Genomic DNA, 21,495 nt, shown 5'->3' with positions numbered 1-21,495 from the left:
GCGAAATCTACACTTCGGGCATCTTGATACCGCCAGGTGCTCAACGTGAAGCGACGTGCAACGAAGCAACAACCCGTTCGTATCGATTATGCGTGTCACGGCGTGGGCCGTGTCGAATTGCGCCGCTTCGATCCGGCGCGCGATTCGTTCGTTGCACTGACGGCGTTGCTGCATCGGGCCTTCACGCCGCTCGGCGCGATGGGCCTCAATTGCACGTGCGTGGATCAGACCGTCGAGACCACACGCCTGCGCGCCACGCGCGGCGATTGCTATGTCGCGGTGTGCGACGGGCGCATCGTCGGTACGATGACCCTTTACGCGACGGATCGTGATTCGGCGTGTGAGCTATACCGGCGCGACGACATCGCCAGCTTGCGCCAGTTCGCGGTCGAGCCGGCGTGGCAGGCGCGCGGTATCGGTACGTTGCTGATTGCGTTCGCCGACCATTGGGCCGCGACGCGCGGTTATGCGGAACTGGCACTCGATACGCCGCAACCGGCCGCGCATCTGATCGCGTTTTATCGTGGGCAGGGGTTTCGTATCGTTGATTTCGTGCGCTTCGACGGCAAGCGCTATGACAGCGCGATCTTGAGCAAGCCGCCGGTGGCGACGCGTAAGCTCGCGAACTGGTTGCATCGGCTGAGTGTGCGTGCGCCTATTGCGCGCGCGGCGTGAGGACGAATGAGGCGGCAATGAGGCGGCAACGGTGCGATAACGAAGACAGAGAAGTGCTGCAGTGCAATGCGTGGCAGAGAACGTCTTGATGCAGGTCTAGCCTGAAGTGAAATCCCCGGCGCGGGTCAGCAACAATTGCAATACGGTACGGCAAGTATTGCAACAGGGTGCCGGTTTTCGCGCCGGGGCAGGAGTGATTCAACCTAAAACAATCGACGCGTTCATCAGCGTCGCATCACGCCCATCAGCAAGGTGACGAGGAAGATCACCACGAAGATGAAGAACAGGACCTTGGCGATTTCAGTCGCGCCTGCGGCAATGCCGCCAAAGCCGAATACCGCGGCGATGATCGCGATGATGAAGAAGATTGCAGCGTATCGAAGCATGGGGCCTCCCACCGATGGATTGCTGGATTAAATGGAAAACGGCGACTCGTTGTGGGCACTGCGTGCTTTGACGGGTTTTTTGCCGGCGAGCGGAATAGAGCAATAGGTGTGCCCAGACCTTGGCGCACCAAGGGGAGCCCCTGATCGGCCCGCTGCTTTTCTGCTGTTACCATCGCGGATCGTCGATTTCCGCACAGCCCGCCATGCAAGCCAATCCGCTCAGCGAGATTTCCCTGATCCGCAAGCTGAAGCTCAATCAGCTCATGATCTTCGAACGCGTACTGGAAACGCGCTCGGTGGTGCGCGCAGCCAACGAGATGCGCCTCACGCAGCCGGCCGTCACCAAGGTCATCCATGAACTCGAATCCTGCTTCGACGGCGCGTTGTTCGCGCGCTCGAATCGCGGCGTCGTGCCCACGGAACTAGGGCTGCTGCTCGGACGGCGCGTCAAATCGTTGATGGCCGAGCTGCGCTATATGACCGACGAACTCAACGATTTCAGGCTTGGCACCAGCGGACATGTGATCGTCGGCACGCTCATCTCGGCATCGGCGCGGCTGTTGCCTGCTGCGATTGCCATGCTGAAGGCGCGCACACCGAATGTCCTCGTGACCGTGCGCGAAGGCACCACGGCGCATCTGTTCCCGGCGCTCGCCACCGGCGACCTCGATATCGTCGTGGGACGGCTGCCAGAACGCGAGTTGCCGATTGCCAGTGCTTTTCCGCTGACGCACGAGGCGCTCTTCGACGAATCGCTGTGCGTGGTGGTCGGCAAGGGCTATGGCCCGGCGCCGGCGGGCGTGACGCATCTGGCGGAGCTGGTCGGCTCGCCGTGGATTCTGCCTACCCCTGACTCGCCCGCGCGGCTCTCGGCGGAACACCTGTTTCGCGCGGCGGGTTTGCCACTTCCCACGGATATCGTCGAGTCGCTCTCGCTGCTGACGAACATCGGCTTGCTGCTCGATACGCCGAGGATCGCGCTGATGCCGCGCGTCGCCGCGCAGCAGTTCGCCGAGGCGGGCTTGCTGCGCATTCTCGATTTGCCCGAGAGCGGCGCGTTCGGCACCGTCGGTTTTTCGGTGCGTTCGCACAAGGAGCAGAGCGCGGCGTGTCAGACGTTTGTCGAATGTCTGCGTGAGGCCGTCAAGGTCGCCACGCCTGAACTCGATGTGCCCGCATGAGGCGCTCTGGTATTCCGCTTTAGCATATCCAGCGCTCAATCTTTGATTACCGCCGCGTGAGGCCCCAACCGTAGACTCCTGCCAATACTTCAATCGAGCAGGAGACGTTGTGACCTTCACCCCGGCCGCCGCGCAGCGCGCTCAACCGTTACTTCGCCATTACGTCGACGGCGAATTCATCGCGACTGCGACCACGTTCCCCAATCTCAGCCCGGTCGACGGCAGCGTGCTCGCCCACGTTTGCGAGGCCGACGCCGCCACGGTCGACGCCGCCGTGCGCGCCGCAGCCGCCGCGCAGCGCGCCGGCTGGCGCAATACCACGCCGGCGCAACGCGCCGACTGGCTGCACAAGATCGCCGACGGCATTCAGGCGCGCTTCGACGAGTTCGTCGCCGCCGAAGTCGCCGATACCGGCCGTCCGCTCGAGCAGGCCCGCAAACTCGATATCGCGCGCGGCATCGCCAACTTCCGCACGTTTGGCGATCTGATCCGCACCGCGAATAGCGAGTTCTTCGAAACGCACGCCGCCGACGGCAGCGAGCTGATCAACTACGTGACGCGCAAGCCGCTCGGCGTGATCGGCATCATCTCGCCGTGGAATCTGCCCTTGCTGCTGTTCACGTGGAAGGTCGCGCCGGCGCTCGCCATGGGCAATTGCGTGGTCGCCAAACCTTCGGAAGAGACGCCTGGTTCGGCCACGCTGCTGGCCGAAGTCATGCACGACATCGGCTTGCCGCCCGGTGTGTTCAATCTTGTGCACGGTCACGGTCCGAATGCGGCCGGCGAGTTTCTCACGCGTCATCCGGACATCAGCGCGATTACATTCACCGGCGAATCGCGCACCGGCAGCACGATCATGAAGACCGTCGCCGATGGCGTAAAGGAAATCTCGTTCGAACTCGGCGGCAAGAATGCGGCGGTCGTATTCGCCGATGCGGACTTCGACGCGGCGGTGGCGGGGGTTCTGAAGTCGAGCTTCACGAATGCGGGGCAGGTGTGTCTGTGCAGCGAACGTGTGTATGTGGAGCGGCCGATCTTCGAGCGCTTCGTCGCCGCGTTGAAAGAGAAGACCGAAGCATTGCGCGTGGGCGCGCCGCACGATCCCGCGACGACGATGGGGCCGCTCATCTCGCGCGGACATCGCGAGAAGGTGCTGTCGTATTTCCGTCTCGCGGTCGAAGAGGGCGCCACTGTCGTGACAGGCGGCCACGTTCCGCAATTCGGCGACGAGCGCGACCAGGGGGCATTCGTGATGCCGACCATCTGGACCGGCCTCGCCGACGACGCCCGCTGCGTCAAGGAAGAAATCTTCGGACCTGTATGCCACATTGCGCCGTTCGATACGGAGGACGAAGTGATCGGCCGCGTGAACGACAGTGCTTACGGTCTGGCCGCGAGCATCTGGACCACGCAGCTCGCGCGCGGGCACCGGGTGGCGCGGCAGATCGAAACCGGCATCGTGTGGGTCAATGCGTGGTTCGTGCGCGATCTGCGCACGCCGTTCGGCGGCGCGAAGCTCTCGGGCATCGGCCGCGAAGGGGGACGTCACTCGCTCGACTTCTATTCGGAGCTGACCAACATTTGCGTGAGGATCGCATGAGCGGATTAGACCTGAACGCCGTGCGGCACGTCGCCGACGCGCTGTGGCGCGCGCAGCAAACCGGCGTGCCCGTCGCACCGGTTCGCAACGCGATCGCGGAACTCGGCGGCGATGCGCTCGACGCGGCCTACGCGGTGCAGCGCGTGAATACCGAGCGCCAGTTGGCCGCCGGCCGCCGCCTGGTGGGCCGCAAGATCGGCCTCACGTCGAAAGCCGTGCAGATGCAACTCGGCGTCGATCAGCCGGACTTCGGCATGCTGTTCGACGACATGTCGATTGCCGACGGCGAGGAGATCGCGCTGTCGCGCACGCAACAGCCCAAAGTGGAGGCGGAGATCGCGCTGGTGCTCGCGCGCGATTTGCCGCACGAACGTCACACGATCGCCGATCTGATCGGCGCGACGGCTTACGCGTTGCCCGCCATCGAAATCGTCGGCAGCCGCATCGCCAATTGGGATATCCGCCTGACCGACACGGTGGCCGATAACGCATCCAGTGGCCTCTTCGTGCTCGGCAACCGGCCCGTCAGGCTCGACGCGTTCGACATCGTCCACTGCGGCATGGCGATGGAGCGTCGCGGCGATCAGGTGAGCGTGGGCGTGGGCGCGGCATGCCTGGGCAATCCGCTGTACGCGGCAGTGTGGCTTGCCGACACGATGACGCGTGTCGGCGCGCCGCTCAAAGCGGGCGACATCGTGCTCACGGGCGCGCTCGGGCCGATGGCGGCCGTACAGGCAGGCGACGTCTTCACCGCCCATATCGAAGGACTCGGCTCCGTGAGCGCGAGCTTCGCTCATCACTCTGAATCCACGTCGTGAACGGGAGCGCCATGTACGACAAACAGGACAAGCAGGCCGTGGCCATCATCGGCTCCGGCAATATCGGCACCGATTTGATGATCAAGGTGTTGCGCAACGCAAAGCACCTCGAAATGGGCGCGATGGTCGGCATCGACCCGGCTTCGGACGGTCTCGCGCGCGCCAAACGGCTCGGTGTGGCGACGACCGCACACGGTATCGAAGGCCTCGTCGCCATGCCGAATTTCGGCGCGGTCCGCATCGCGTTCGATGCAACCTCGGCGGGCGCGCATCATCGGCATGCCGCGGTGCTGCGCGAACACGGCGTGACCGTGATCGATCTGACGCCGGCCGCGATCGGGCCGTTCGTCGTTCCGGTCGTGAATCTGTTCGCGCATCTCGACGCGCCGAACCTGAACATGGTGACGTGCGGCGGCCAGGCGACGATCCCGATCGTGCACGCGGTCTCGCGCATCGCGCCGGTACGGTACGCGGAAATCGTCGCCTCGATCGCGAGCCGTTCGGCGGGGCCGGGCACGCGCGCCAATATCGACGAGTTCACCGAAACGACCTCGAAGGCGATCGAAACCGTAGGCGGCGCGGCGCGCGGCAAGGCCATCATCGTGTTGAACCCGGCCGAGCCGCCGTTGATGATGCGCGACACCGTCTACTGTCTGACCGAAGAAGATGCGGACACCGACGAAATCGAAAGCTCCATTCACGCGATGGTCTCGGCTGTTGCCAGTTATGTGCCGGGCTACCGGTTGAAGCAAGCGGTGCAGTTCGACCGCTACACGGCCGCGAATCCGCTCGCATTGCATGCAAACGAGCGCCGCGCGGGTTTGAAAGTGAGCGTGTTTCTCGAAGTGGAAGGCGCCGCGCACTACCTGCCTTCGTATGCGGGAAATCTGGACATCATGACATCGGCCGCGCTGGCCGCCGCCGAGCAGATCGCGGCGAGCCGCGTGGCGGCATGAGAGGAACGACGCAATGACCGATAGCAACAAAAAAATCTACGTGTCCGACGTGACGCTGCGCGACGGCATGCATGCGATCCGCCATCAGTACTCTTTGCAAAGCGCGGTTGCGATAGCGCAGGCGCTGGATGAAGCGGGCGTCGACAGTATCGAAGTGGCGCATGGCGACGGCCTCGCGGGCTCCAGCTTTAACTACGGATTCGGCGCGCACACCGACCTCGAATGGATCGAAGCCGTTGCGGCGACGGTGAAGCGTGCGGAAGTGGCGACGCTGTTGCTGCCCGGCATCGGCACCGTCCACGATCTGCGCGCGGCCTACGACGCCGGCGCGCGTGTCGTGCGGATCGCCACGCATTGCACGGAAGCGGATATCTCGAAGCAGCATATCGAGTACGCGCGCTCGCTCGGCATGGACACGGTCGGCTTTCTGATGATGTCGCATATGACGTCGCCCGAGGCATTGGCGAAGCAGGCCAAGCTGATGGAGAGCTACGGCGCGCAATGCGTGTATGTGGTCGATTCGGGCGGCGCGCTGAGCATGCGCGACGTCGCCGAGCGGTTCGACGCGTTCAAGGCCGTGCTCGATCCGGCCACGCAGACCGGCATGCATGCGCATCACAATCTCTCGCTGGGCGTGGCAAATTCCATCGTCGCGCTCGAACACGGCTGCGACCGTGTCGATGCGTCGCTCACCGGCATGGGCGCGGGCGCGGGCAACGCGCCGCTCGAAGTATTTATCGCCGCAGTGGATCGCATGAAGTTGAAGCACGGTTGCGACGTGAAGCAACTGATCGATGCTGCGGAAGACATCGTGCGCCCGTTGCAGGAACGCCCGGTGCGCGTGGATCGCGAAACGCTCGCGCTCGGTTACGCCGGCGTGTATTCGAGCTTTTTGCGCCACACTGAAGCGGCCGCGGCGAAATACGGTCTGTCCGCGTTCGACATCATGGTCGAGTTGGGCGAGCGCCGCATGGTGGGCGGGCAGGAAGACATGATCGTCGATGTCGCGCTGGATATGCTCAAGGCACGCGAGCTGGCGAATCAGGAGGCCGCATGATCGACCTCGACGGCATCGCCGCGCGTCTGGACGACGCGGCCCGCCACGCCGAGCCGATTGCGCAGATCACCGCGGCCGCGCCGTTTTCACTCGACGACGCCTACGTGATCCAGCGCGCGTCGATCGAGCGGCGCATTCATCGCGGCGAGAGCATGGTCGGCGTGAAGCTCGGCTTTACGAGCCGCGCGAAGATGATACAGATGGGTGTCGATAGCCTGATCTGGGGCTGGCTGACCGACGCGATGCTCGACGAAGACGGCGGGCGCGTCGCGCTCGATCGCTTCATTCATCCGCGCGTGGAGCCCGAAGTCTGCTTTCTGACGAGCCGCGAGATCGATCGTCCGTTGACGCTGCTCGAAGCCTCGCGTTATCTGGAAGCGGTGGCCCCGGCAATGGAGATCATCGATTCGCGCTACCGCGATTTCAGGTTCACGCTCGAAGACGTGGTTGCCGATAACTGTTCGTCGGCGGGCCTCGTGGTTGGACCGTGGACGCGGGAGTTCGACGGCTTGCGCAATGCGGGCGTGACGATGCGCATCGACGGCCGGCTGGTTCAGGCCGGCTCGACCGCTGCGATTCTCGGCGACCCGTTGCGTTCGATCGTGCAGGCTTCGCGCCTGCTTACGCAAAGCGGGCTGGCGTTGCCGGCCGGTTCGCTGATCATGGCGGGCGCCGCGACCGCCGCTCATCCGTTATCCGCGAATGCGCACGTGCATTGCGCCGTTAACGGGCTCGGCAGCACTGAATTCACTACCTATCGACTCTCATGACCAGCGACTCGACCATTCAAGGGCGCATCGTGCCCGGCAAAGCCAAACCGCGCGGCCGTTTTCCTCATGTGACGCGGGCGGGCGACTTCCTGTTCGTCTCCGGCACGAGCTCGCGCCGTCCCGACAATTCCATTGCGGGCGCGTCCGCCGACGAACTCGGCACCGTGCAGCTCGACATCTGCGAGCAAACGCGCGTGGTGATCGAGAACATTCGCGATATTCTGCAGAGTGAGGGCGCGGACCTGTCCAACCTCGTCGAGATCTCGTCGTTCCTCGTCAACATGAACGACTTCGGCGGCTACAACGCCGTGTATGGCGAGTACTTCGACGAAACGGGTCCGACGCGCACCACGGTCGCGGTGCATCAGCTGCCGCATCCGCATCTGTTGGTCGAGATGAAGGCGATTGCGTACGCGCCGCAAAAATAGACACGCGCACAAACGACAAAGAGGCAGCCATGCTCACATACGGCAAACCGTTCAATTTCCAGCGCTGGATCGACGATCACGCCCATCTGCTGAAGCCGCCCGTCGGCAATCAGCAGGTGTGGCAGGACAGCGATTTCATCGTCACGGTGGTGGGTGGCCCGAATCATCGCACCGATTATCACGACGATCCGCTCGAGGAATTTTTCTATCAGCTGCGCGGCAATGCCTATCTGCATCTGTGGATAGACGGCAAGCGTGAACGCGTCGATCTGAAAGAAGGCGACGTGTTTCTGCTGCCGCCGCACGTGCGCCATTCGCCGCAGCGGCCCGAGGCCGGCAGCGTATGCCTCGTGATCGAACGGCAACGCCCGGCGGGCATCGTGGATGGCTTCGAATGGTACTGCGATGCTTGCGGGCATCTCGTGTATCGCGTCGAAGTGCAGTTGAAGAGCATCGTTAGCGATTTGCCGCCGCTGTTCAACGCGTTTTACGCGTCGGAGGAAAAACGACGTTGCGGGCATTGCGGCCATGTCCACCCGGGCAAGGCTGTCTAAACCAACAGAATAACAATGACACTTCGAATCGACATGCATTCCCACTTCTTTCCGCCGATCGCGCGGGAAGAGGCCGCACGTCTCGACGCGCAACGCGCGCCGTGGCTGCAGATCGACGCGGACGGCGAACGCGGCATGATCATGACCGGCGAGAAGCCTTTTCGCCCGGTGTATCGCGCGCTGTGGGATCCGGCGGCGCGGATTGCCGAAATGGACGCGCTCGGCGTCGACATTCAATTGATGTGCGCGACGCCCGTGATGTTCGGCTATGGCTATGAAGCGGTCGCCGCGCACGATTGGGCCGCGCGCATGAACGACCACGCGTTGGAGCTCTGCGCGCACGCTCCGCAGCGTTTGATGGCGCTCGCCCAGGTGCCGCTGCAGGATGTCGAACTGGCTTGCCTTGAAGCGACGCGCGCGCATCGCGCCGGCCATCGCGGCGTGCAGATCGGCAATCATCTCGGCCCGCGCGATCTCGACGACGAACATCTCGTGACCTTCCTCACGCACTGCGCGAACGAAGGCATTCCGGTGCTCGTGCATCCGTGGGACATGATGACCGACGGCCGCATGAAGAAATGGATGCTGCCGTGGCTCGTCGCGATGCCGGCGGAAACGCAACTGAGCATGGTGTCGCTGATCCTGTCGGGCGCGTTCGAGCGGATTCCGAAGTCGCTCAAGTTGTGCTTCGCGCATGGCGGCGGCAGCTTTGCGTTTCTGCTCGGCCGTGTGCAGAACGCGTGGGAGCAGCGCGACATCGTGCGTGAAGATTGTCCCAATCCGCCGGTGTCGTACCTCGAGCGCTTTCACGTGGATAGCGCCGTGTTCGACGAAGGCGCGTTGCGCCTGCTCGTCGAAACGATGGGCGAGGACCATGTGCTGCTCGGTTCCGACTATCCGTTCCCGCTCGGCGAACAGAAGATCGGTGACCTCGTCGCTCATCATCCGCAACTGAGCGAGACGGCCAAGGCCAAGATCCTCGGCGCTAACGCACAGCGATTCTTCGATCTGCCGGTGGACATCGCGCACGCTCTTTAATAGACGAACTCAGGCGGCGCTTCAGAGCGTTTGTCATTGCAATGAGAAATAACAGGAAACTAGCCAGATGATTACCCGGGAACACTGCGCCGCGCTCGACTCTGCCGACACCTTGGCCCATTGCCGCGCGCGCTTCGATCTGCCCGCGGACACGATTTACCTCGACGGCAACTCGCTGGGCGCGATGCCCGTCAATGTGCCCGCGCGCATCGAACAGGCGTTGAAGCAGGAATGGGCGCACGGCCTGATCCGTTCATGGAACGACGCCGACTGGTATCCGGCGCCGCAGCGCACCGGCAACAAGATCGCCGGGCTGATCGGCGCGGGACAGGACGAAGTAATCGTCGCCGATTCAACGTCTGTGAATCTGTTCAAGGTGCTGGTGGCGGCCACGCGCATGCGCCCCGGCCGCAATGTGATTCTGGCCGAACGCACCAACTTTCCGACTGACGTGTATATCGCGTCGAGCGTCGCGGAGATGACCGGGTGCGAACTGCGCTGCGTCGATCCCGATGAGATCATGGCGGCTATCGACGACAGTGTGGCAATCGTGTCGCTCACGCACGTCAATTACAAAACCGGCAAACGCTACGACATGGAAGCGGTTACGCGTCAGGCGCACGAGGCCGGTGCGTTGATCGTGTGGGACCTGTGTCATTCGGCGGGCGCCATGCCCGTGAATCTGAATCGTTGCGATGCCGACTTCGCGGTCGGATGCGGCTACAAGTATCTGAACGGCGGCCCTGGCGCGCCGGCTTTCGTGTTCGTCGCGTCGCGCCATATCGAGGCCGTGCGTCAACCGTTGACCGGCTGGCACGGGCATTCCAAACCGTTCGAATTCACGCATGACTATGCGCCGCATCCGGGCATCGATCGGATGTTGACGGGCACCGCGCCGCAACTCGGCGTGATCGCACTGGAGAGCGCGCTGGAGGCTTTCGACGGTGTCGATCTCGACGTGCTGCGCGACAAGAGCGTGGCGCTCGGCAACCTGTTTATCGAATTGACCGATCAGGAGCTGACGGGCCTGGGTTGCACGCTGGCTTCGCCGCGCGACGCCGACAAGCGGGGCAGTCAGGTCTCTCTCGGCCACGCGCAAGGCTACGCGATCATGCAGGCGCTGATCGCACGCAACGTGATCGGCGACTTTCGTGCGCCGGATATTTTGCGCTTCGGTTTCGCACCGCTCTATGTGCGCTACGTGGATATCTGGGACACGATCGCGCAACTCAAGGACATCATCGCAACCAATGCATGGAATACCGACGAGTTCAAGGTGCGCAAGTCGGTCACGTGACGCGTTTGCAGGGTCGATAGTGAAGCATATGCCGCGCTTCGAATAGCGAAGCCGCACGACAGCGCGGCACCGGCGCTTGTGTCCACACGCAAGCGCATCCAGGAGGAGACACAAGATGACGCAAGAGCAGCGAGGCTTCGACACGATTGTCGAACGTGAGAAGGGATTGCAGCGTGGATTGTCGACCGGGCAGTTGTCGATGATCGCGATTGGCGGCGCGATCGGTACCGGGCTTTTTCTCGGCAGCGGGTTTGCGATCGGGTTTGCCGGGCCGAGCGTGCTGGTCAGTTATGCGATCGGCGCGCTGATCGCATTGCTGCTGATGGGATGTCTCGCGGAGATGACCGTCGCGCATCCCACTTCGGGTTCGTTCGGCGCGTATGCCGAGCACTATATCGCGCCGTGGGCGGGCTTTCTGGTGCGCTACGCGTATTGGTCGTCGATCGTATTCGCGGTCGGCACCGAGGTGACGGCGATTGCCGTCTATATGAAGTACTGGTTTCCCGCCGTGCCGGGCTGGTACTGGATCGTCGGATTTTCAGCGGCGCTGATCGGTATCAATTCGGTCAGCGTGAAAGTGTTCGGCGCGGTGGAGTATGTGTTTTCTATGCTGAAGATCGTCGCGATCGTCGGCTTCATTCTGCTCGGTGCTTATGTGGTGTTCGGTGCGCCGGCGGATTCGACGATCGGCTTTGCCAATTACACGTCGCACGGCGGCTTCTTTCCGAAGGGCGTCTGGGGTATGTGGGTCGCGGTGATCGTGTCGATCTTCAGTTATCTGAGCATCGAGATGATCGCGGTCGCGGCGGGCGAGGCGCGTGATCCACAGAAGGCGATCACGCGAGCTTTTCGCGCGACGATGTTCCGCCTGGTGTTCTTCTATCTGCTGACCTTGGCGCTCATGCTGGCGATCGTGCCGTGGAATGCGGCCGGAACTGACGAGAGTCCGTTCGTGCGGGTGATGGCCGCGACTCATGTGCCGGGTGCGGCCGGCGTCATCAACTTTGTGATTCTGGTGGCGGCGTTGTCGGCGATGAACAGCCAGCTCTATATCACGACGCGGATGATGTTCAGCTTGTCGCGGGCCGGCTATGCACCGCGAAAGTTGGGCGCGTTGAACGGTAGAGGCGTGCCGGTCGCCGCACTGTGGTTATCGACGATCGGGATCGCGCTGGCTACCGCGTTGAATGTGGTTTATCCGGACGCTTCGTTTGTGTTGATGATGTCGGTTTCCATGTTCGGGGCGATGTTTACCTGGCTGATGATCTTCGTGACGCATTTCTTCTTTCGTCATCGGCATCAGGGCACGCCGTTGGCGTTCCGGATGTGGGGTTATCCGGGAACGTCCGCGTTGGGAGCCGGGTTGATGGTGAGCGCGCTGGTTACGACGTGGTTCACCAGGGAGTTCCGAATGACGCTCGTGATTGGCGTGCCGTTTATTGTTTGCTTACTGGTCGTTTATTTCGTCTGGTATCGCAAGCGGGCGGTTGAGGGCGCGGCGGCCGAGCTTGTATGAACGCTTGAAAACTCCGGCGTGAGTCCGTCCGGGTGCTTGTCAGGCAGATCAAAATATTCCCGCATTCAATGCAGATCGTGTGTCTTGTGCGCGCCCCCGGCGCGCATTTTTTCGTTTGAGCATTGTTGCCGTGCAATCAGGCAAGACTGATTTGCTTATGGACGCGTATTCGGGCCGAATACGGCGTTTCTGGCGGGCACTCAAATGGCGGGTGCGGTCATCGGCATATGCGGTACTGTTCCGTCAGTCGCGTTTCAGATGATCGCACAGCGCCAGGCGAAAGCACTGGTCACGGTCTACCGAACCCCCAAAACCCACTTTGCAAACCGCTCAGCCTCATCGGCAGAAATTGCATTAGGCGGCATCTGCGCCCCGGTATTCCACTTCTCCGAGCTGCCTTCGAGCATGCTCTTCTTCAACTTGGCGACAGCATCGGAATCCCCGCGATACCGCTGGGAGATAGCGCGAAAAGACGGACCGACCTTGGTCGTATCCATGGAATGACAAGCGCGGCAAGTCTGCTCGCTGGCGGAAACAGACCCACCTGTAGTGATACCACCGTCGGGCGCCGCCGCAAAAGCACTTCCGCAAATCAAACATAACCAGGCAGCACTCAGAATACGTAAATTCATATCCACACCCCATAACAACCACAAAAACCAGAAACGCAAAAAACCCCACCGACGAAAACCGCCGGCAGGGCAAAGCGCTCACCAAAGAAACGCATCAAGAGAGAAACATGCAGAACTAACTCACCGAGCTGGCCAGGGCTTGGCCGGCGCACCGATCACGGGCTTGCCGAGCAGCGGCGTGGACAACGCATAGGCCCCGTTCTCCGTGAAAGCCCAGATGATGTTCCGGTCGTACTCCGTATAAATCGCCAGCACACCCTTGCCCAATGTATAACTCGGCAACTCGCTCTCATCAGCGAGCGCCGGCACGAAATACCCGGCAATAGTCGGTTTGGCCGGATCGCGCACATCGAAAATCTGCACACCGGCGTTATAGAATGAATAGGGAATCACACCTTGCCGCCAGCCACCCGGCTGTCCTGTCGCGTTCGACCGCTTCGGACCGAAGTTGCCGCCGCGCTGGCAGAAACTCGTGAACGGCGCGCCTTCGGGCGGCGTCGGCTGCGGCAGCTTCGCCGCGACCTTCAGATGCGAAGGGTCGCGTGCGTCCACGACAAAGATGTCTTTGTACGGCTCGTAGCAGTCACGGTTCATCGGGTAGCCACTCGTCAGCACGTAACCAGTGCGGTCGTATTGGCTGACATCGGCGTTGTCGTATTCGGTGCCCGCTAAACTCGGCGCCGTGTTCACGTTGCCGAGCACTTTCGGTTTGGCGGGATTCGACAGATCGAAGGAATAGAGCCCGAGTCCGCCCATCGCGCCGAAGCCGATCTTGCCGCCTTGCTCCAGCGGCTTCGGCAGGAAGATAGGAATACGCGAACCCATCCACGAAGTACGATTGCCCGCGCGGGGATTCGTCATATACGCCTGTTCGTGCGCCTCATTGCCGAGAATCTGTCCCGGCACGGAAATCTGCGAGACGAACTTCGGATCGGCCGGATCGGACATATCCCACACCTGATAGCCCGGCGAATACAGATAGTTCGGGTACTCGGTCAAACCATAGCTGTCGTCCGGCGCGGCGGACAGAATCATGTACTTGCCACCGTAGTATTCCGGCGCATCGAGCGAACCCGAACCCTGTTGCTGACCGATTGGCGCATCGGGATGCTTGTAGTCGGTCGTGCGCGTCGCGATCAACTTCCATTGGCTCGGCAGCGGGCCGTCCATTTCGAAGACCTTGAAACCCTTGAGCGAGTTGTAGTGACGCTGAGCCTCGACCTTGTCCGGTTGTTCGCTCTTGTCGGTCATCAAACCATAGCGGCCAATTTCGAACGAAGCAACCAGCACCGGCTTGCCGAGCTTCCTGCTCCACACGATGGTGGCGCCGCCCAGGTAGTCATGCACATTGTTCGGATCGAAGTGTTCGGTCGGTCCTTTGGGCCCCCACGTGCCGCCCTGCGAAAACACCACTTTGCCATTGGCCGGATCGGTGACGTCCATGATGCGCAGATAGTCGCGGTCATGAATGTAGAGATAACGGTGTCCATCGAAGTCGGCGATATTGTTCCAGGCGTGGAAGGGCGAATCGACGAGCGGATAGAAGGCCAACACCTTCACGTCCTTGGCATAGCTTTTCTTGTCCCACGTGGTCATCTCGCCGGGGAAGTGCTGGCCTTGATGCACCTCGGGCGTCGCCTTCGGCCATACGAACTGCCCGGTTGCCGGATCCATGCCGTAATCGACGCCGGGCTTGAGCGGAGCGGGGCGGCGATCGGGCGTCAAACGCAGCCATGCGGCCAGATAGGGGTCCTTGACATTCGGCGTGCCGGGCGCCGCCTGTGTGCCCGACGCCGGCGTCGCCGCGGCCGCCGTCGCGCCAGAAGCCGCATCCGCAGTTGCAGCCGGTTGAGCAGCTTCGCCGCTTGCGCACGCCGCGGCCGACATGAACGCCAGTATTGCGCCTGTAGCGAGAGATGATTTCAGATTGCTTGTGCGAAGCATGAGCTTCCTCCTTTTTATATTAGAACGCGTGGCGAATACCGAACTGGAAGCCGCTCGGATTCTGTCCACCGTTCGGATAAACCTGGAACGTCACCGGATAAGGCACGGGTACGTCGTGCTGATGTTTGACATGCGCGAACGTGGCATACAGGTCGGTCCGTTTCGACAAACCGTAGATGTAGCCGATCACGCCGCCGGTGGCGCTGGAAATGCTGGTGTTGTTGTCGTCGTGGCGATGCACCACGCTCAGGTACACGCGGTTGCGTCCGTCGATATTCCAGCGCGCGCCGATCTGCGCATCCCAACCCTGCGAATTGAATGCGACGTAGGGCGGATACGCGTAATAGCCGTTGTACGTGTGATAGATCAGCGTCGGCTCGAAGCCGCCGAACTTGTAGACGGCGGAGAAATAGTTGTCGCGCGACGAGTGGATCTGCGAGGACCTGAAGATATCCCGCGTGTACTGCAACTCGCTGACGGCGCCGATAAAGATCGGCCCGTGCCGGTAGTCGATGCTGGTGCTGAGGAAGCGTCCCGCGCGCGTGCTGTCGCCCACACCGGTGGTCGCCATGATCCGGCCGGTGAAGCCGTAGAAAGTCGGCGTCTTGTACTGGATCGCGTTGTCCACGCGGTACGACGCGTAAAAGAACTCCATGTTGTTGACCATACTGAAGTCCGCTGCCCAGCTCGGATCGGCGTAACCCGCGATCCAGTACGAGGGCGTGAACTGGCGGCCCATCGTGATTTCACCCCAGCTGCCTTTCAGGCCGACAAACGACTGGCGAAATTGCGCGGACTGCACGCCGGTGTTCGCGGAGAACATCGGCTCGATGGTGAACACGGCCTTGTTGCCGCCGCCCAGGTCTTCGACACCGCTCAGGTTGAAGCGCGAGTTGTTCAGGCCGCCGCTCGACATGCGCGTCACGTTGCCGCCGGAACCGGAAGAGATCAGATGTTCGAGGTTCAGGTCAACATAGCCGGACAGCCAGACGCTCGACTGAGCATGTGCCCCGGCGCATGCGAGCATCAAGGCGCCTGACACGAGAGTCTTCTTTTTCATTCCATCTCCAAACTAATCGTCGTTATTTTCGTGTTGTGAAGAGTGCTGTCGGCGCGCTCGACAGCCACGGTTACGGCCTTTTGTTCGTGTATACACAAACTGGTAAAAATTATACCCACGGCAAAATTTGGATTCCGAGCTTTATTTTTTTATACAAAACAACGTTTTGGTTATAGCGGGTTGACCCGAATGGCATCGCGCGTCAAAACCGATGCCGGATTCCGGCCGCATAAGTCATCGCGGTGCCGTAGCCGGAAAGCCGGTCGTAGACGGTGAGCAGGTATAGGTCGGTGCGTTTTGACAAGAAATAGTCGAGACCCGCGGAGCTCGTATTGCGGCCTGTGACGATGTTTTTCGGCGCGCTGCGTCGCGTGTACGCCCATTCGGCGAGGGCGGTGAGCTGCGAGGTCAGCGGCACGGACAAGCCGGCTTCGACGGTGTGCGCGCCGACGTCGGTCGAGTCGGTGCGCAGTCCTTGCAGTGCGCCATACAGCTTGAAAAGCGAAAAGTCGTACGCGGCGCCGACGATGTACGCGTTCTGTGTCGGCGCCGCGACACCCGCGACGAGACGAGTGCGTTGTACCGTCGCGACAGCGGTGAGCGAACCGCCGGCGTAGAGCGCGGAGAACGCGGCGTTGTAAATCCCGTTCGCGCCCGCGACGCCGCCGGGCGCATACACGGCCGTGGCGGTCAGGCCATTCAGAGTCGGGCTGGTGTACTGAATGCCGTTGTTCCAGACGGTGTCGCCCGCAATCGCGCCGCCGTAGGGCGCGGTGAACGTCTGCATGACGAGCGGCGAAAACAGGATCGACGCCTGGAACGGATTGGCGACCTGCTCGGCGAGGTAGAGCAGATTGGTGTGCCGGCCGAACGTCACGCGCCCGAACGGCCCGGCGATGCCGACATACGAGTTGCGTCCCCAGAAGGGATCGGCGGCGGTGCGGCCGAGGCCGCCATTGGTCGGTTGAAAGAAGCTTTCGAGCACGGCGATCGCGTGATAACCGGCACCCAGCTCTTCGTTGATGCGGATGCCCCAGTACGGCGCCGTGAGCCCGGGGCTCTGTTCGGCGAGTGCGGCGGGCGGCCCGTTGCTGCGTTTGCTGCTGGCGATATCCAGCCCGACGAGGCCATACAGCGTGACGGACGTCTGCGCCTGCACGGCGCGTGAAGCGATGCACCATGCAGCGGCGCAAACGAGCGCGAGCGCGCCCAACGATCGAACGTTCATAGCGAGTCCCGGTGAGCGGTTTGGAATAACGAAAACAGCAAAGACAGCGGGTCGGCGGCGCGGTGCTGCGGACCGCCAAGCCGCCACGTGTCAAACGGTGCGCACTGCGAATTCGACGGAGGCGTGCATGAAGTGCTGGGCCAGGCTGGCGATCAATGCGTCGCGTTGCGCGATCAGCGAGGCGGGCGAGCGTCCCGCGATGTGCGGTGTGACGAGCACATCGGGATGGTCGAGCAACGCGCGCGGCACCTCCGGTTCGTGCTCGATCACGTCAAGCCCCGCGCCGGCAATCGCGCGCTCCGCCAGCGCGGCGAGCAATGCCTGCGTGTCGAGCACCGAACCGCGCGAAACATTCACCACGTAGCCGTGTGGCCCGAGCGCGTACAAGACCTCACGATCGACCAGATGCTTCGTCGCCGGACCGCCGTTGCAGGCGATCACGAGAAAGTCGCTGGCGGCGGCGAGTTCCGTGAGCCGGCCGTAGTAGCGGCCGGGCGCGTCGGCATGCGGCCCGCGCGCGTGATAGCCGAGCGTCATGTCGAAACCCCGCGCGCGTGCCGCGATCAATCTGCCGATGCGGCCCATCCCGACTATCCCGAGCCGTGCGCCCGTCAGCGTGGCACGCTCGCCGCGCGACGTGCGCCAGTTGCCGGCGCGCACCGCGTCGGTGAGCGGCGCATAGCCGCGCGCGAGTGCGAGCAGCAGTCCGATGGCGTGATCGGCGACAGTCGCCGCATTCGCGCCGGGCGCATGCGTGACCATGATGCCGCGTCGCGCGGCCGCGGCGACATCGACGTTCTCGTAGCCCGCGCCGAACGCGCTGACGATCTCGAGCGCCGGCAGCGCAGCCATCCGCGCTTCGGACAAACCGGTCGAGCCGTTGGTCACGACCGCGCTCACCGTCGTCAGGTCGATGCCGGCAGGCCACATTTCAGGCCAGCCATCCGGCAGGTAATGCAGCGTGTAAGCGCGCCGCAGCGCATCGAGTGTCGCGTCGGGCAGCGGGATCAGCGCGAGCACATGGGTGGCGCTCATGCGGCCGCTCACGGTTGCGGATCGGCCGATTGCGCGGCCGGTGCCACTTCCTTCACAGCGCCTTTCCAGCCGTTTTCGGTGATGTCGAACACGGTGCCGTCGGGCATGCGGTATTTCACTTCGTAGAACACGTTCAGGTCTTTCTCGTGGCGTCCCGTCAGATAGGTGCCGCCCGCCGCGACCACGCGCGCGGCGGTGGCTTCCACGTTATCCACCCACATGCCGAAGTGAATCACCCCGCGCACATTCTTCAGGCCAGCGTAGCCGGGCACGGTCTCGTCCTTGAAGTTGAGCAGCGCCACGTTCATCGTGCCGTCTGTCATGTAGATGCCGCGCATCGCGTTGCCCGCGCGGCGCATGCCGAATGCCTGCTCGAAGAATTGCGCGGCCGCTTCCGGATCTTCGACCGAAAGCGCGATATGACGGAGCTTGTCCATGTGATGTCCTTGCGTTGTCCTGAAGGTGATTCGCCCGCGGGCGAGGAGAGGGTTGTCGTGACTGTGAATCAAGAGTGTCCGCAACTTCACCAGGTATACTACGTACAATAAATGTATACACAAAATTGATTAGATATACCAGAATGGTCTTCATGCGCTGGCCGAAGCGGCCGGACTGAATCGCTGCAATGCATGAGGACCACCGATGCACACTTTGCGGGAACCGTTGGGCAGTCTCTCCGCCGCGCTCAGGCAGCGCTTTGCGCAGATCGGGCCGGTGTGGGGGCGCGACATCAACCGCCATCGCGATCTGGTGATCGACGCGTATACGCCGTTGGTGGCGGCGGCGCGCGATGGCGGCGAATCGTTCGAGGTCGCGCGCGAACTGGCTTACGGCAGCCACGAGCGGCAGCGTCTGGACGTGTTCGCGTCTGAAGAAACGCGGCGCAAGGGCAATGCCGATGTGGTGCTGTTCGTCCACGGCGGTGCATTTCTGCGCGGCAGCAAGAGCTTCAACGGACTCATCTACGACAACGTGTCGCGCTGGTTTGCCCGGCAAGGCTGCGTCGCACTGAATGTGGAATACCGGCTTGCGCCGGACGCGCCGTATCCCGCGGGCGCGGATGATGTGGCCGCCGCGCTGACCTGGGCGCAGAGACACGTTGACGAATTCGGCGGCAATCCGCAAAGAATCTTTCTGGTCGGCCACTCGGCCGGCGGCGCGCATGTCGCCACGTATCTGTGCGACCCGCTCTTCAGCGAATTGCGCGGCAGCATGCCGCGCGTCGCGGGCGCCGTGCTGATCAGCGCGCGGCTCGTCGCCGACGTGCACGCCGACAATCCCAACGCCGCCGGCGTGCGCGCCTATTTCGGCGCCGACCAGACACGCTACGCCGCACGTTCGCCGCTGACTCACGCGGCGCATTTCGACACGCCACTGATGGTGGTCGTCGCCGAATACGAAAACCCTTATCTGGATGCCTACGGCGCGGCGTTCTTCGAGCGCGTGCTGACGGCACGCCGCAGTGCCGGCGAAGCAGCCGCGCAACGCACACCACGTTTCGTGCAGATGCTGCGGCACAACCATACCTCGGTGGTCGCGCATTTCGATTCGGGCGAGACGCTGTTAGGCGACGCGATGCTCGATTTTTTCGGCGCGTGAGCGCGCAGATTCAGGCGCTTTCGTTCGCATCCCATATCAAGGAGTCTCACATGGTCGCCCATAGGCCCTCCGCTTTTGCGACACCTCGTGTGTTCGCGCCAGTCATCACGCCGTTCACCAAAGACTTGCGCATCGACGCGCCGCGTTTCGTTGCGTTCTGCCGCTGGCTGGTCGGGCAGGGCGCGGGTCTCGCGCTATTCGGCACCAACAGCGAGGCCAACTCGCTGGGTCTGACCGAGCGTCACGCATTGCTGGATGACGTGATCGAGGCCGGCATCGATCCCGCGCACATGTTGCCGGGCACGGGCTCGTGCGCGCTGCCTGAGGCGATCGCGTTGACGCGTCATGCGTGCGAGGCCGGCTGCGCGGGCGCGCTGATGCTGCCGCCGTTCTTCTACAAGGGCGTCAGCGACGACGGTCTGTTCGCGTACTACTCCGACGTGATCCAGGCAATCGGTTCGGATCAGTTGCGCGTGCTGCTGTATCACATCCCGCAGTTCACCGGCGTGCCGATCACGCACACGCTGATCGAACGGCTGATCACGGCGTATCCGCGCACAGTGGTGGGCGTCAAGGACAGTTCGGGCGACTGGGCCAACACCGAGGCGATGCTGCGCAAGTTTCCTGGCTTCGCGGTGTTTCCCGCGTCCGAGGCGTTACTCGGTAAGGCGCTGCCGCTCGGCGCCGCCGGCTGCATTTCAGCGACCGCGAATATTCAGCCGCAGGCGATCGCGAGTCTGCTTGACGCGACGACATTGGAAGAACGGGCAGTGTGGGAAGGCAAAGTGACGACGGTGCGGCTGGCCGTAGAGGCGCAACCGATGATCCCGGCGTTGAAGCATATCGTCGCGCACTTCGCGAACGACGAGTCGTGGACCCGCGTGCGTCCGCCGCTGACGCCGATGAACCCCGCGCAATCAGGCGCGCTCCTGCAGCAGCTTCAGGCGTTGGATTTTTCGATGCCCGCGATGGCAACGCTTGCGACGGTGGCCGCGTGAACACGCAGCGCCTACCGGCGCGTGTCGCGACGCCGGCAAGCGCCGCGACCTCAGGCGTTCTCGCGCTCCGTGCGCTGGCGCTTGAGCCGGCCGAGCACGACGATCGACAGCCGCGCGGTGTGGTCGCGCATGGCGTTGTACGCGCGTTCCGGTTCGGAGTCGAGGATGGCGGACACGATCTCGCGATGCTCGTCGGTGGCCGCTTCGAAGCGCGAGGGCGAAGCCGGCTGCGCGGCGCGAAAGCCCGCCAGACGCTGACGCTGCACCGCCATGATCTGCGCCAGCGACTTGCTTTGCGCACCCTTGCAAATCAGTTCGTGGAATTCGCGATTGAGTGCGAAGTACTCCGTCTCGTCGCCGCGCGCGATCGCGGCGTTCATTTCGGTCTGCAGTTCTTCGAGCTGCTTCTTCTCGACGAGACTCATGCGCTGCGCGCTCAAACGGCAGCACAGCGCTTCGAGTTCGCACATGGCCTCGAGCATATCGGCGAGTTCGTCGATGCTGAACTGCGCGACCACCACGCCTTTGCGCGGTGTCAGCTCGACCAGGCCGCGCGCGGCCAGCTCGCGCAGCGCTTCGCGGATCGGTGTGCGCGACGCGTTGAAGCGTTCGGCGAGCGCTGCTTCTTCGAGCTTCTGGCCCGGTTCGAGCGCGCCGTCGATGATCTCGTCGCACAGCAGGCGGTAAATCTTGGAGGAGAGCGTGGTCATCGTGATGGTCGTG

22 protein-coding genes are annotated in these 21,495 nt (G+C 62.8%); 14 read left to right on the top strand and 8 right to left on the bottom strand.

Annotated elements, in window-relative coordinates; genetic code table 11:
• The first annotated feature begins 45 nt into the window (after positions 1-45).
• Positions 46-675 carry a GNAT family N-acetyltransferase gene (locus ACFSNN_RS41145; protein ID WP_134456535.1) on the top strand — a complete coding sequence of 210 codons (630 nt, stop codon included), beginning with the start codon at positions 46-48 and terminating at the stop codon, positions 673-675.
• A gap of 224 nt (positions 676-899) precedes the next feature.
• Here the strand turns inward: ACFSNN_RS41145 and ACFSNN_RS41140 are convergent, their stop codons facing one another.
• The gene (locus ACFSNN_RS41140; protein ID WP_007182451.1) at positions 900-1,061 is read right to left on the bottom strand and encodes a DUF1328 domain-containing protein; all 162 of its coding nucleotides are present in this window, start codon (positions 1,059-1,061) and stop codon (positions 900-902) included.
• A 203-nt stretch (positions 1,062-1,264) separates the two neighbouring features.
• Here ACFSNN_RS41140 and ACFSNN_RS41135 point away from each other — a divergent pair, with 203 nt between their 5' ends.
• From ACFSNN_RS41135 to ACFSNN_RS41085, 11 genes are all read left to right on the top strand, one after another.
• Complete coding sequence (locus ACFSNN_RS41135) at positions 1,265-2,242, top strand: LysR substrate-binding domain-containing protein (RefSeq protein WP_134456534.1); 978 nt, start codon at positions 1,265-1,267, stop codon at positions 2,240-2,242.
• A gap of 109 nt (positions 2,243-2,351) precedes the next feature.
• Entirely contained in the window at positions 2,352-3,842 is a 1,491-nt protein-coding gene (locus tag ACFSNN_RS41130; RefSeq protein ID WP_134456533.1) for a 2-hydroxymuconic semialdehyde dehydrogenase, read from the top strand.
• A complete protein-coding gene (gene mhpD, locus ACFSNN_RS41125) occupies positions 3,839-4,660 on the top strand; it encodes a 2-keto-4-pentenoate hydratase (protein ID WP_134456532.1) in 822 nt (273 codons plus the stop codon). The genes ACFSNN_RS41130 and mhpD overlap by 4 nt, the downstream gene beginning before the upstream one ends.
• 11 nt (positions 4,661-4,671) lie before the next feature.
• On the top strand, positions 4,672-5,616 hold the full coding sequence (locus tag ACFSNN_RS41120; protein ID WP_134456531.1) for an acetaldehyde dehydrogenase (acetylating): 945 nt from the start codon (positions 4,672-4,674) through the stop codon (positions 5,614-5,616).
• Between the two features lie 13 nt (positions 5,617-5,629).
• The gene (gene dmpG, locus ACFSNN_RS41115) at positions 5,630-6,673 is read left to right on the top strand and encodes a 4-hydroxy-2-oxovalerate aldolase (protein ID WP_134456530.1); all 1,044 of its coding nucleotides are present in this window, start codon (positions 5,630-5,632) and stop codon (positions 6,671-6,673) included.
• Positions 6,670-7,443 (top strand): 2-keto-4-pentenoate hydratase, encoded by a 774-nt coding sequence (locus tag ACFSNN_RS41110; protein ID WP_377689091.1) that lies wholly within the window; start codon positions 6,670-6,672, stop codon positions 7,441-7,443. The genes dmpG and ACFSNN_RS41110 overlap by 4 nt, the downstream gene beginning before the upstream one ends.
• Positions 7,440-7,871: a RidA family protein gene (locus ACFSNN_RS41105; protein ID WP_134456529.1), complete on the top strand. Its 432-nt coding sequence runs from the start codon at positions 7,440-7,442 to the stop codon at positions 7,869-7,871. The genes ACFSNN_RS41110 and ACFSNN_RS41105 overlap by 4 nt, the downstream gene beginning before the upstream one ends.
• Positions 7,872-7,900: 29 nt before the next feature.
• Positions 7,901-8,425: a 3-hydroxyanthranilate 3,4-dioxygenase gene (locus ACFSNN_RS41100; RefSeq protein ID WP_134456528.1), complete on the top strand. Its 525-nt coding sequence runs from the start codon at positions 7,901-7,903 to the stop codon at positions 8,423-8,425.
• A gap of 15 nt (positions 8,426-8,440) precedes the next feature.
• Positions 8,441-9,463 (top strand): amidohydrolase family protein, encoded by a 1,023-nt coding sequence (locus tag ACFSNN_RS41095; protein ID WP_134456527.1) that lies wholly within the window; start codon positions 8,441-8,443, stop codon positions 9,461-9,463.
• A 67-nt stretch (positions 9,464-9,530) separates the two neighbouring features.
• Complete coding sequence (kynU, locus tag ACFSNN_RS41090) at positions 9,531-10,760, top strand: kynureninase (RefSeq protein WP_134456526.1); 1,230 nt, start codon at positions 9,531-9,533, stop codon at positions 10,758-10,760.
• A 115-nt stretch (positions 10,761-10,875) separates the two neighbouring features.
• Positions 10,876-12,276 carry an amino acid permease gene (locus ACFSNN_RS41085; protein WP_134456525.1) on the top strand — a complete coding sequence of 467 codons (1,401 nt, stop codon included), beginning with the start codon at positions 10,876-10,878 and terminating at the stop codon, positions 12,274-12,276.
• A 296-nt stretch (positions 12,277-12,572) separates the two neighbouring features.
• Here ACFSNN_RS41085 and ACFSNN_RS41080 read toward each other — a convergent pair whose 3' ends face one another.
• The 6 genes from ACFSNN_RS41080 to ACFSNN_RS41055 all read right to left on the bottom strand — a co-directional run bounded on the left by ACFSNN_RS41080 (position 12,573) and on the right by ACFSNN_RS41055 (position 18,612).
• Positions 12,573-12,908 (bottom strand): c-type cytochrome, encoded by a 336-nt coding sequence (locus ACFSNN_RS41080; RefSeq protein WP_134456524.1) that lies wholly within the window; start codon positions 12,906-12,908, stop codon positions 12,573-12,575.
• A gap of 120 nt (positions 12,909-13,028) precedes the next feature.
• A complete protein-coding gene (locus tag ACFSNN_RS41075) occupies positions 13,029-14,852 on the bottom strand; it encodes a hypothetical protein (protein ID WP_134456523.1) in 1,824 nt (607 codons plus the stop codon).
• A gap of 19 nt (positions 14,853-14,871) precedes the next feature.
• Complete coding sequence (locus ACFSNN_RS41070; RefSeq protein WP_134456522.1) at positions 14,872-15,912, bottom strand: porin; 1,041 nt, start codon at positions 15,910-15,912, stop codon at positions 14,872-14,874.
• Between the two features lie 202 nt (positions 15,913-16,114).
• Positions 16,115-17,140 carry a porin gene (locus ACFSNN_RS41065; protein ID WP_134456521.1) on the bottom strand — a complete coding sequence of 342 codons (1,026 nt, stop codon included), beginning with the start codon at positions 17,138-17,140 and terminating at the stop codon, positions 16,115-16,117.
• A gap of 90 nt (positions 17,141-17,230) precedes the next feature.
• The gene (locus ACFSNN_RS41060) at positions 17,231-18,175 is read right to left on the bottom strand and encodes a 2-hydroxyacid dehydrogenase (protein WP_134456520.1); all 945 of its coding nucleotides are present in this window, start codon (positions 18,173-18,175) and stop codon (positions 17,231-17,233) included.
• Between the two features lie 8 nt (positions 18,176-18,183).
• Complete coding sequence (locus ACFSNN_RS41055; RefSeq protein ID WP_134456519.1) at positions 18,184-18,612, bottom strand: VOC family protein; 429 nt, start codon at positions 18,610-18,612, stop codon at positions 18,184-18,186.
• 205 nt (positions 18,613-18,817) lie between these two features.
• On the opposite strand from ACFSNN_RS41055, the gene ACFSNN_RS41050 reads away from it, so the two are divergent.
• Positions 18,818-19,774, top strand: a complete 957-nt coding sequence (locus ACFSNN_RS41050) for an alpha/beta hydrolase (protein ID WP_134456518.1) — start codon at positions 18,818-18,820, stop codon at positions 19,772-19,774.
• A gap of 50 nt (positions 19,775-19,824) precedes the next feature.
• Positions 19,825-20,772, top strand: a complete 948-nt coding sequence (locus tag ACFSNN_RS41045; RefSeq protein ID WP_134456517.1) for a dihydrodipicolinate synthase family protein — start codon at positions 19,825-19,827, stop codon at positions 20,770-20,772.
• Between the two features lie 50 nt (positions 20,773-20,822).
• Here ACFSNN_RS41045 and ACFSNN_RS41040 read toward each other — a convergent pair whose 3' ends face one another.
• Complete coding sequence (locus tag ACFSNN_RS41040) at positions 20,823-21,482, bottom strand: GntR family transcriptional regulator (protein WP_012432512.1); 660 nt, start codon at positions 21,480-21,482, stop codon at positions 20,823-20,825.
• Positions 21,483-21,495: the final 13 nt, after the last annotated feature.

Origin of the sequence: Paraburkholderia dipogonis, assembly GCF_042680985.1 — a bacterium.
In the GTDB taxonomy this organism is placed as follows: Bacteria; Pseudomonadota; Gammaproteobacteria; order Burkholderiales; family Burkholderiaceae; genus Paraburkholderia; species Paraburkholderia phytofirmans.
Note: the sequence above shows the minus strand (reverse complement) of the source record. Positions and strands in the feature narration are given on the sequence as shown.

Excerpts from the sequence above, each read along its gene's own strand:
- ACFSNN_RS41060 (WP_134456520.1), bottom strand. The coding sequence starts at position 18,175 with ATGAGCGCCACCCATGTGCTCGCGCTGATCCCGCTGCCCGACGCGACA.
- ACFSNN_RS41050 (WP_134456518.1), top strand. The coding sequence starts at position 18,818 with ATGCACACTTTGCGGGAACCGTTGGGCAGTCTCTCCGCCGCGCTCAGG.
- ACFSNN_RS41055 (WP_134456519.1), bottom strand. The coding sequence starts at position 18,612 with ATGGACAAGCTCCGTCATATCGCGCTTTCGGTCGAAGATCCGGAAGCG.
- ACFSNN_RS41040 (WP_012432512.1), bottom strand. The coding sequence starts at position 21,482 with ATGACCACGCTCTCCTCCAAGATTTACCGCCTGCTGTGCGACGAGATC.
- ACFSNN_RS41085 (WP_134456525.1), top strand. The coding sequence starts at position 10,876 with ATGACGCAAGAGCAGCGAGGCTTCGACACGATTGTCGAACGTGAGAAG.
- ACFSNN_RS41105 (WP_134456529.1), top strand. The coding sequence starts at position 7,440 with ATGACCAGCGACTCGACCATTCAAGGGCGCATCGTGCCCGGCAAAGCC.
- ACFSNN_RS41095 (WP_134456527.1), top strand. The coding sequence starts at position 8,441 with ATGACACTTCGAATCGACATGCATTCCCACTTCTTTCCGCCGATCGCG.
- ACFSNN_RS41120 (WP_134456531.1), top strand. The coding sequence starts at position 4,672 with ATGTACGACAAACAGGACAAGCAGGCCGTGGCCATCATCGGCTCCGGC.
- mhpD (WP_134456532.1), top strand. The coding sequence starts at position 3,839 with ATGAGCGGATTAGACCTGAACGCCGTGCGGCACGTCGCCGACGCGCTG.
- ACFSNN_RS41045 (WP_134456517.1), top strand. The coding sequence starts at position 19,825 with ATGGTCGCCCATAGGCCCTCCGCTTTTGCGACACCTCGTGTGTTCGCG.
- ACFSNN_RS41100 (WP_134456528.1), top strand. The coding sequence starts at position 7,901 with ATGCTCACATACGGCAAACCGTTCAATTTCCAGCGCTGGATCGACGAT.
- ACFSNN_RS41135 (WP_134456534.1), top strand. The coding sequence starts at position 1,265 with ATGCAAGCCAATCCGCTCAGCGAGATTTCCCTGATCCGCAAGCTGAAG.
- ACFSNN_RS41110 (WP_377689091.1), top strand. The coding sequence starts at position 6,670 with ATGATCGACCTCGACGGCATCGCCGCGCGTCTGGACGACGCGGCCCGC.
- ACFSNN_RS41140 (WP_007182451.1), bottom strand. The coding sequence starts at position 1,061 with ATGCTTCGATACGCTGCAATCTTCTTCATCATCGCGATCATCGCCGCG.
- kynU (WP_134456526.1), top strand. The coding sequence starts at position 9,531 with ATGATTACCCGGGAACACTGCGCCGCGCTCGACTCTGCCGACACCTTG.
- dmpG (WP_134456530.1), top strand. The coding sequence starts at position 5,630 with ATGACCGATAGCAACAAAAAAATCTACGTGTCCGACGTGACGCTGCGC.
- ACFSNN_RS41065 (WP_134456521.1), bottom strand. The coding sequence starts at position 17,140 with ATGAACGTTCGATCGTTGGGCGCGCTCGCGCTCGTTTGCGCCGCTGCA.
- ACFSNN_RS41080 (WP_134456524.1), bottom strand. The coding sequence starts at position 12,908 with ATGAATTTACGTATTCTGAGTGCTGCCTGGTTATGTTTGATTTGCGGA.
- ACFSNN_RS41070 (WP_134456522.1), bottom strand. The coding sequence starts at position 15,912 with ATGAAAAAGAAGACTCTCGTGTCAGGCGCCTTGATGCTCGCATGCGCC.
- ACFSNN_RS41075 (WP_134456523.1), bottom strand. The coding sequence starts at position 14,852 with ATGCTTCGCACAAGCAATCTGAAATCATCTCTCGCTACAGGCGCAATA.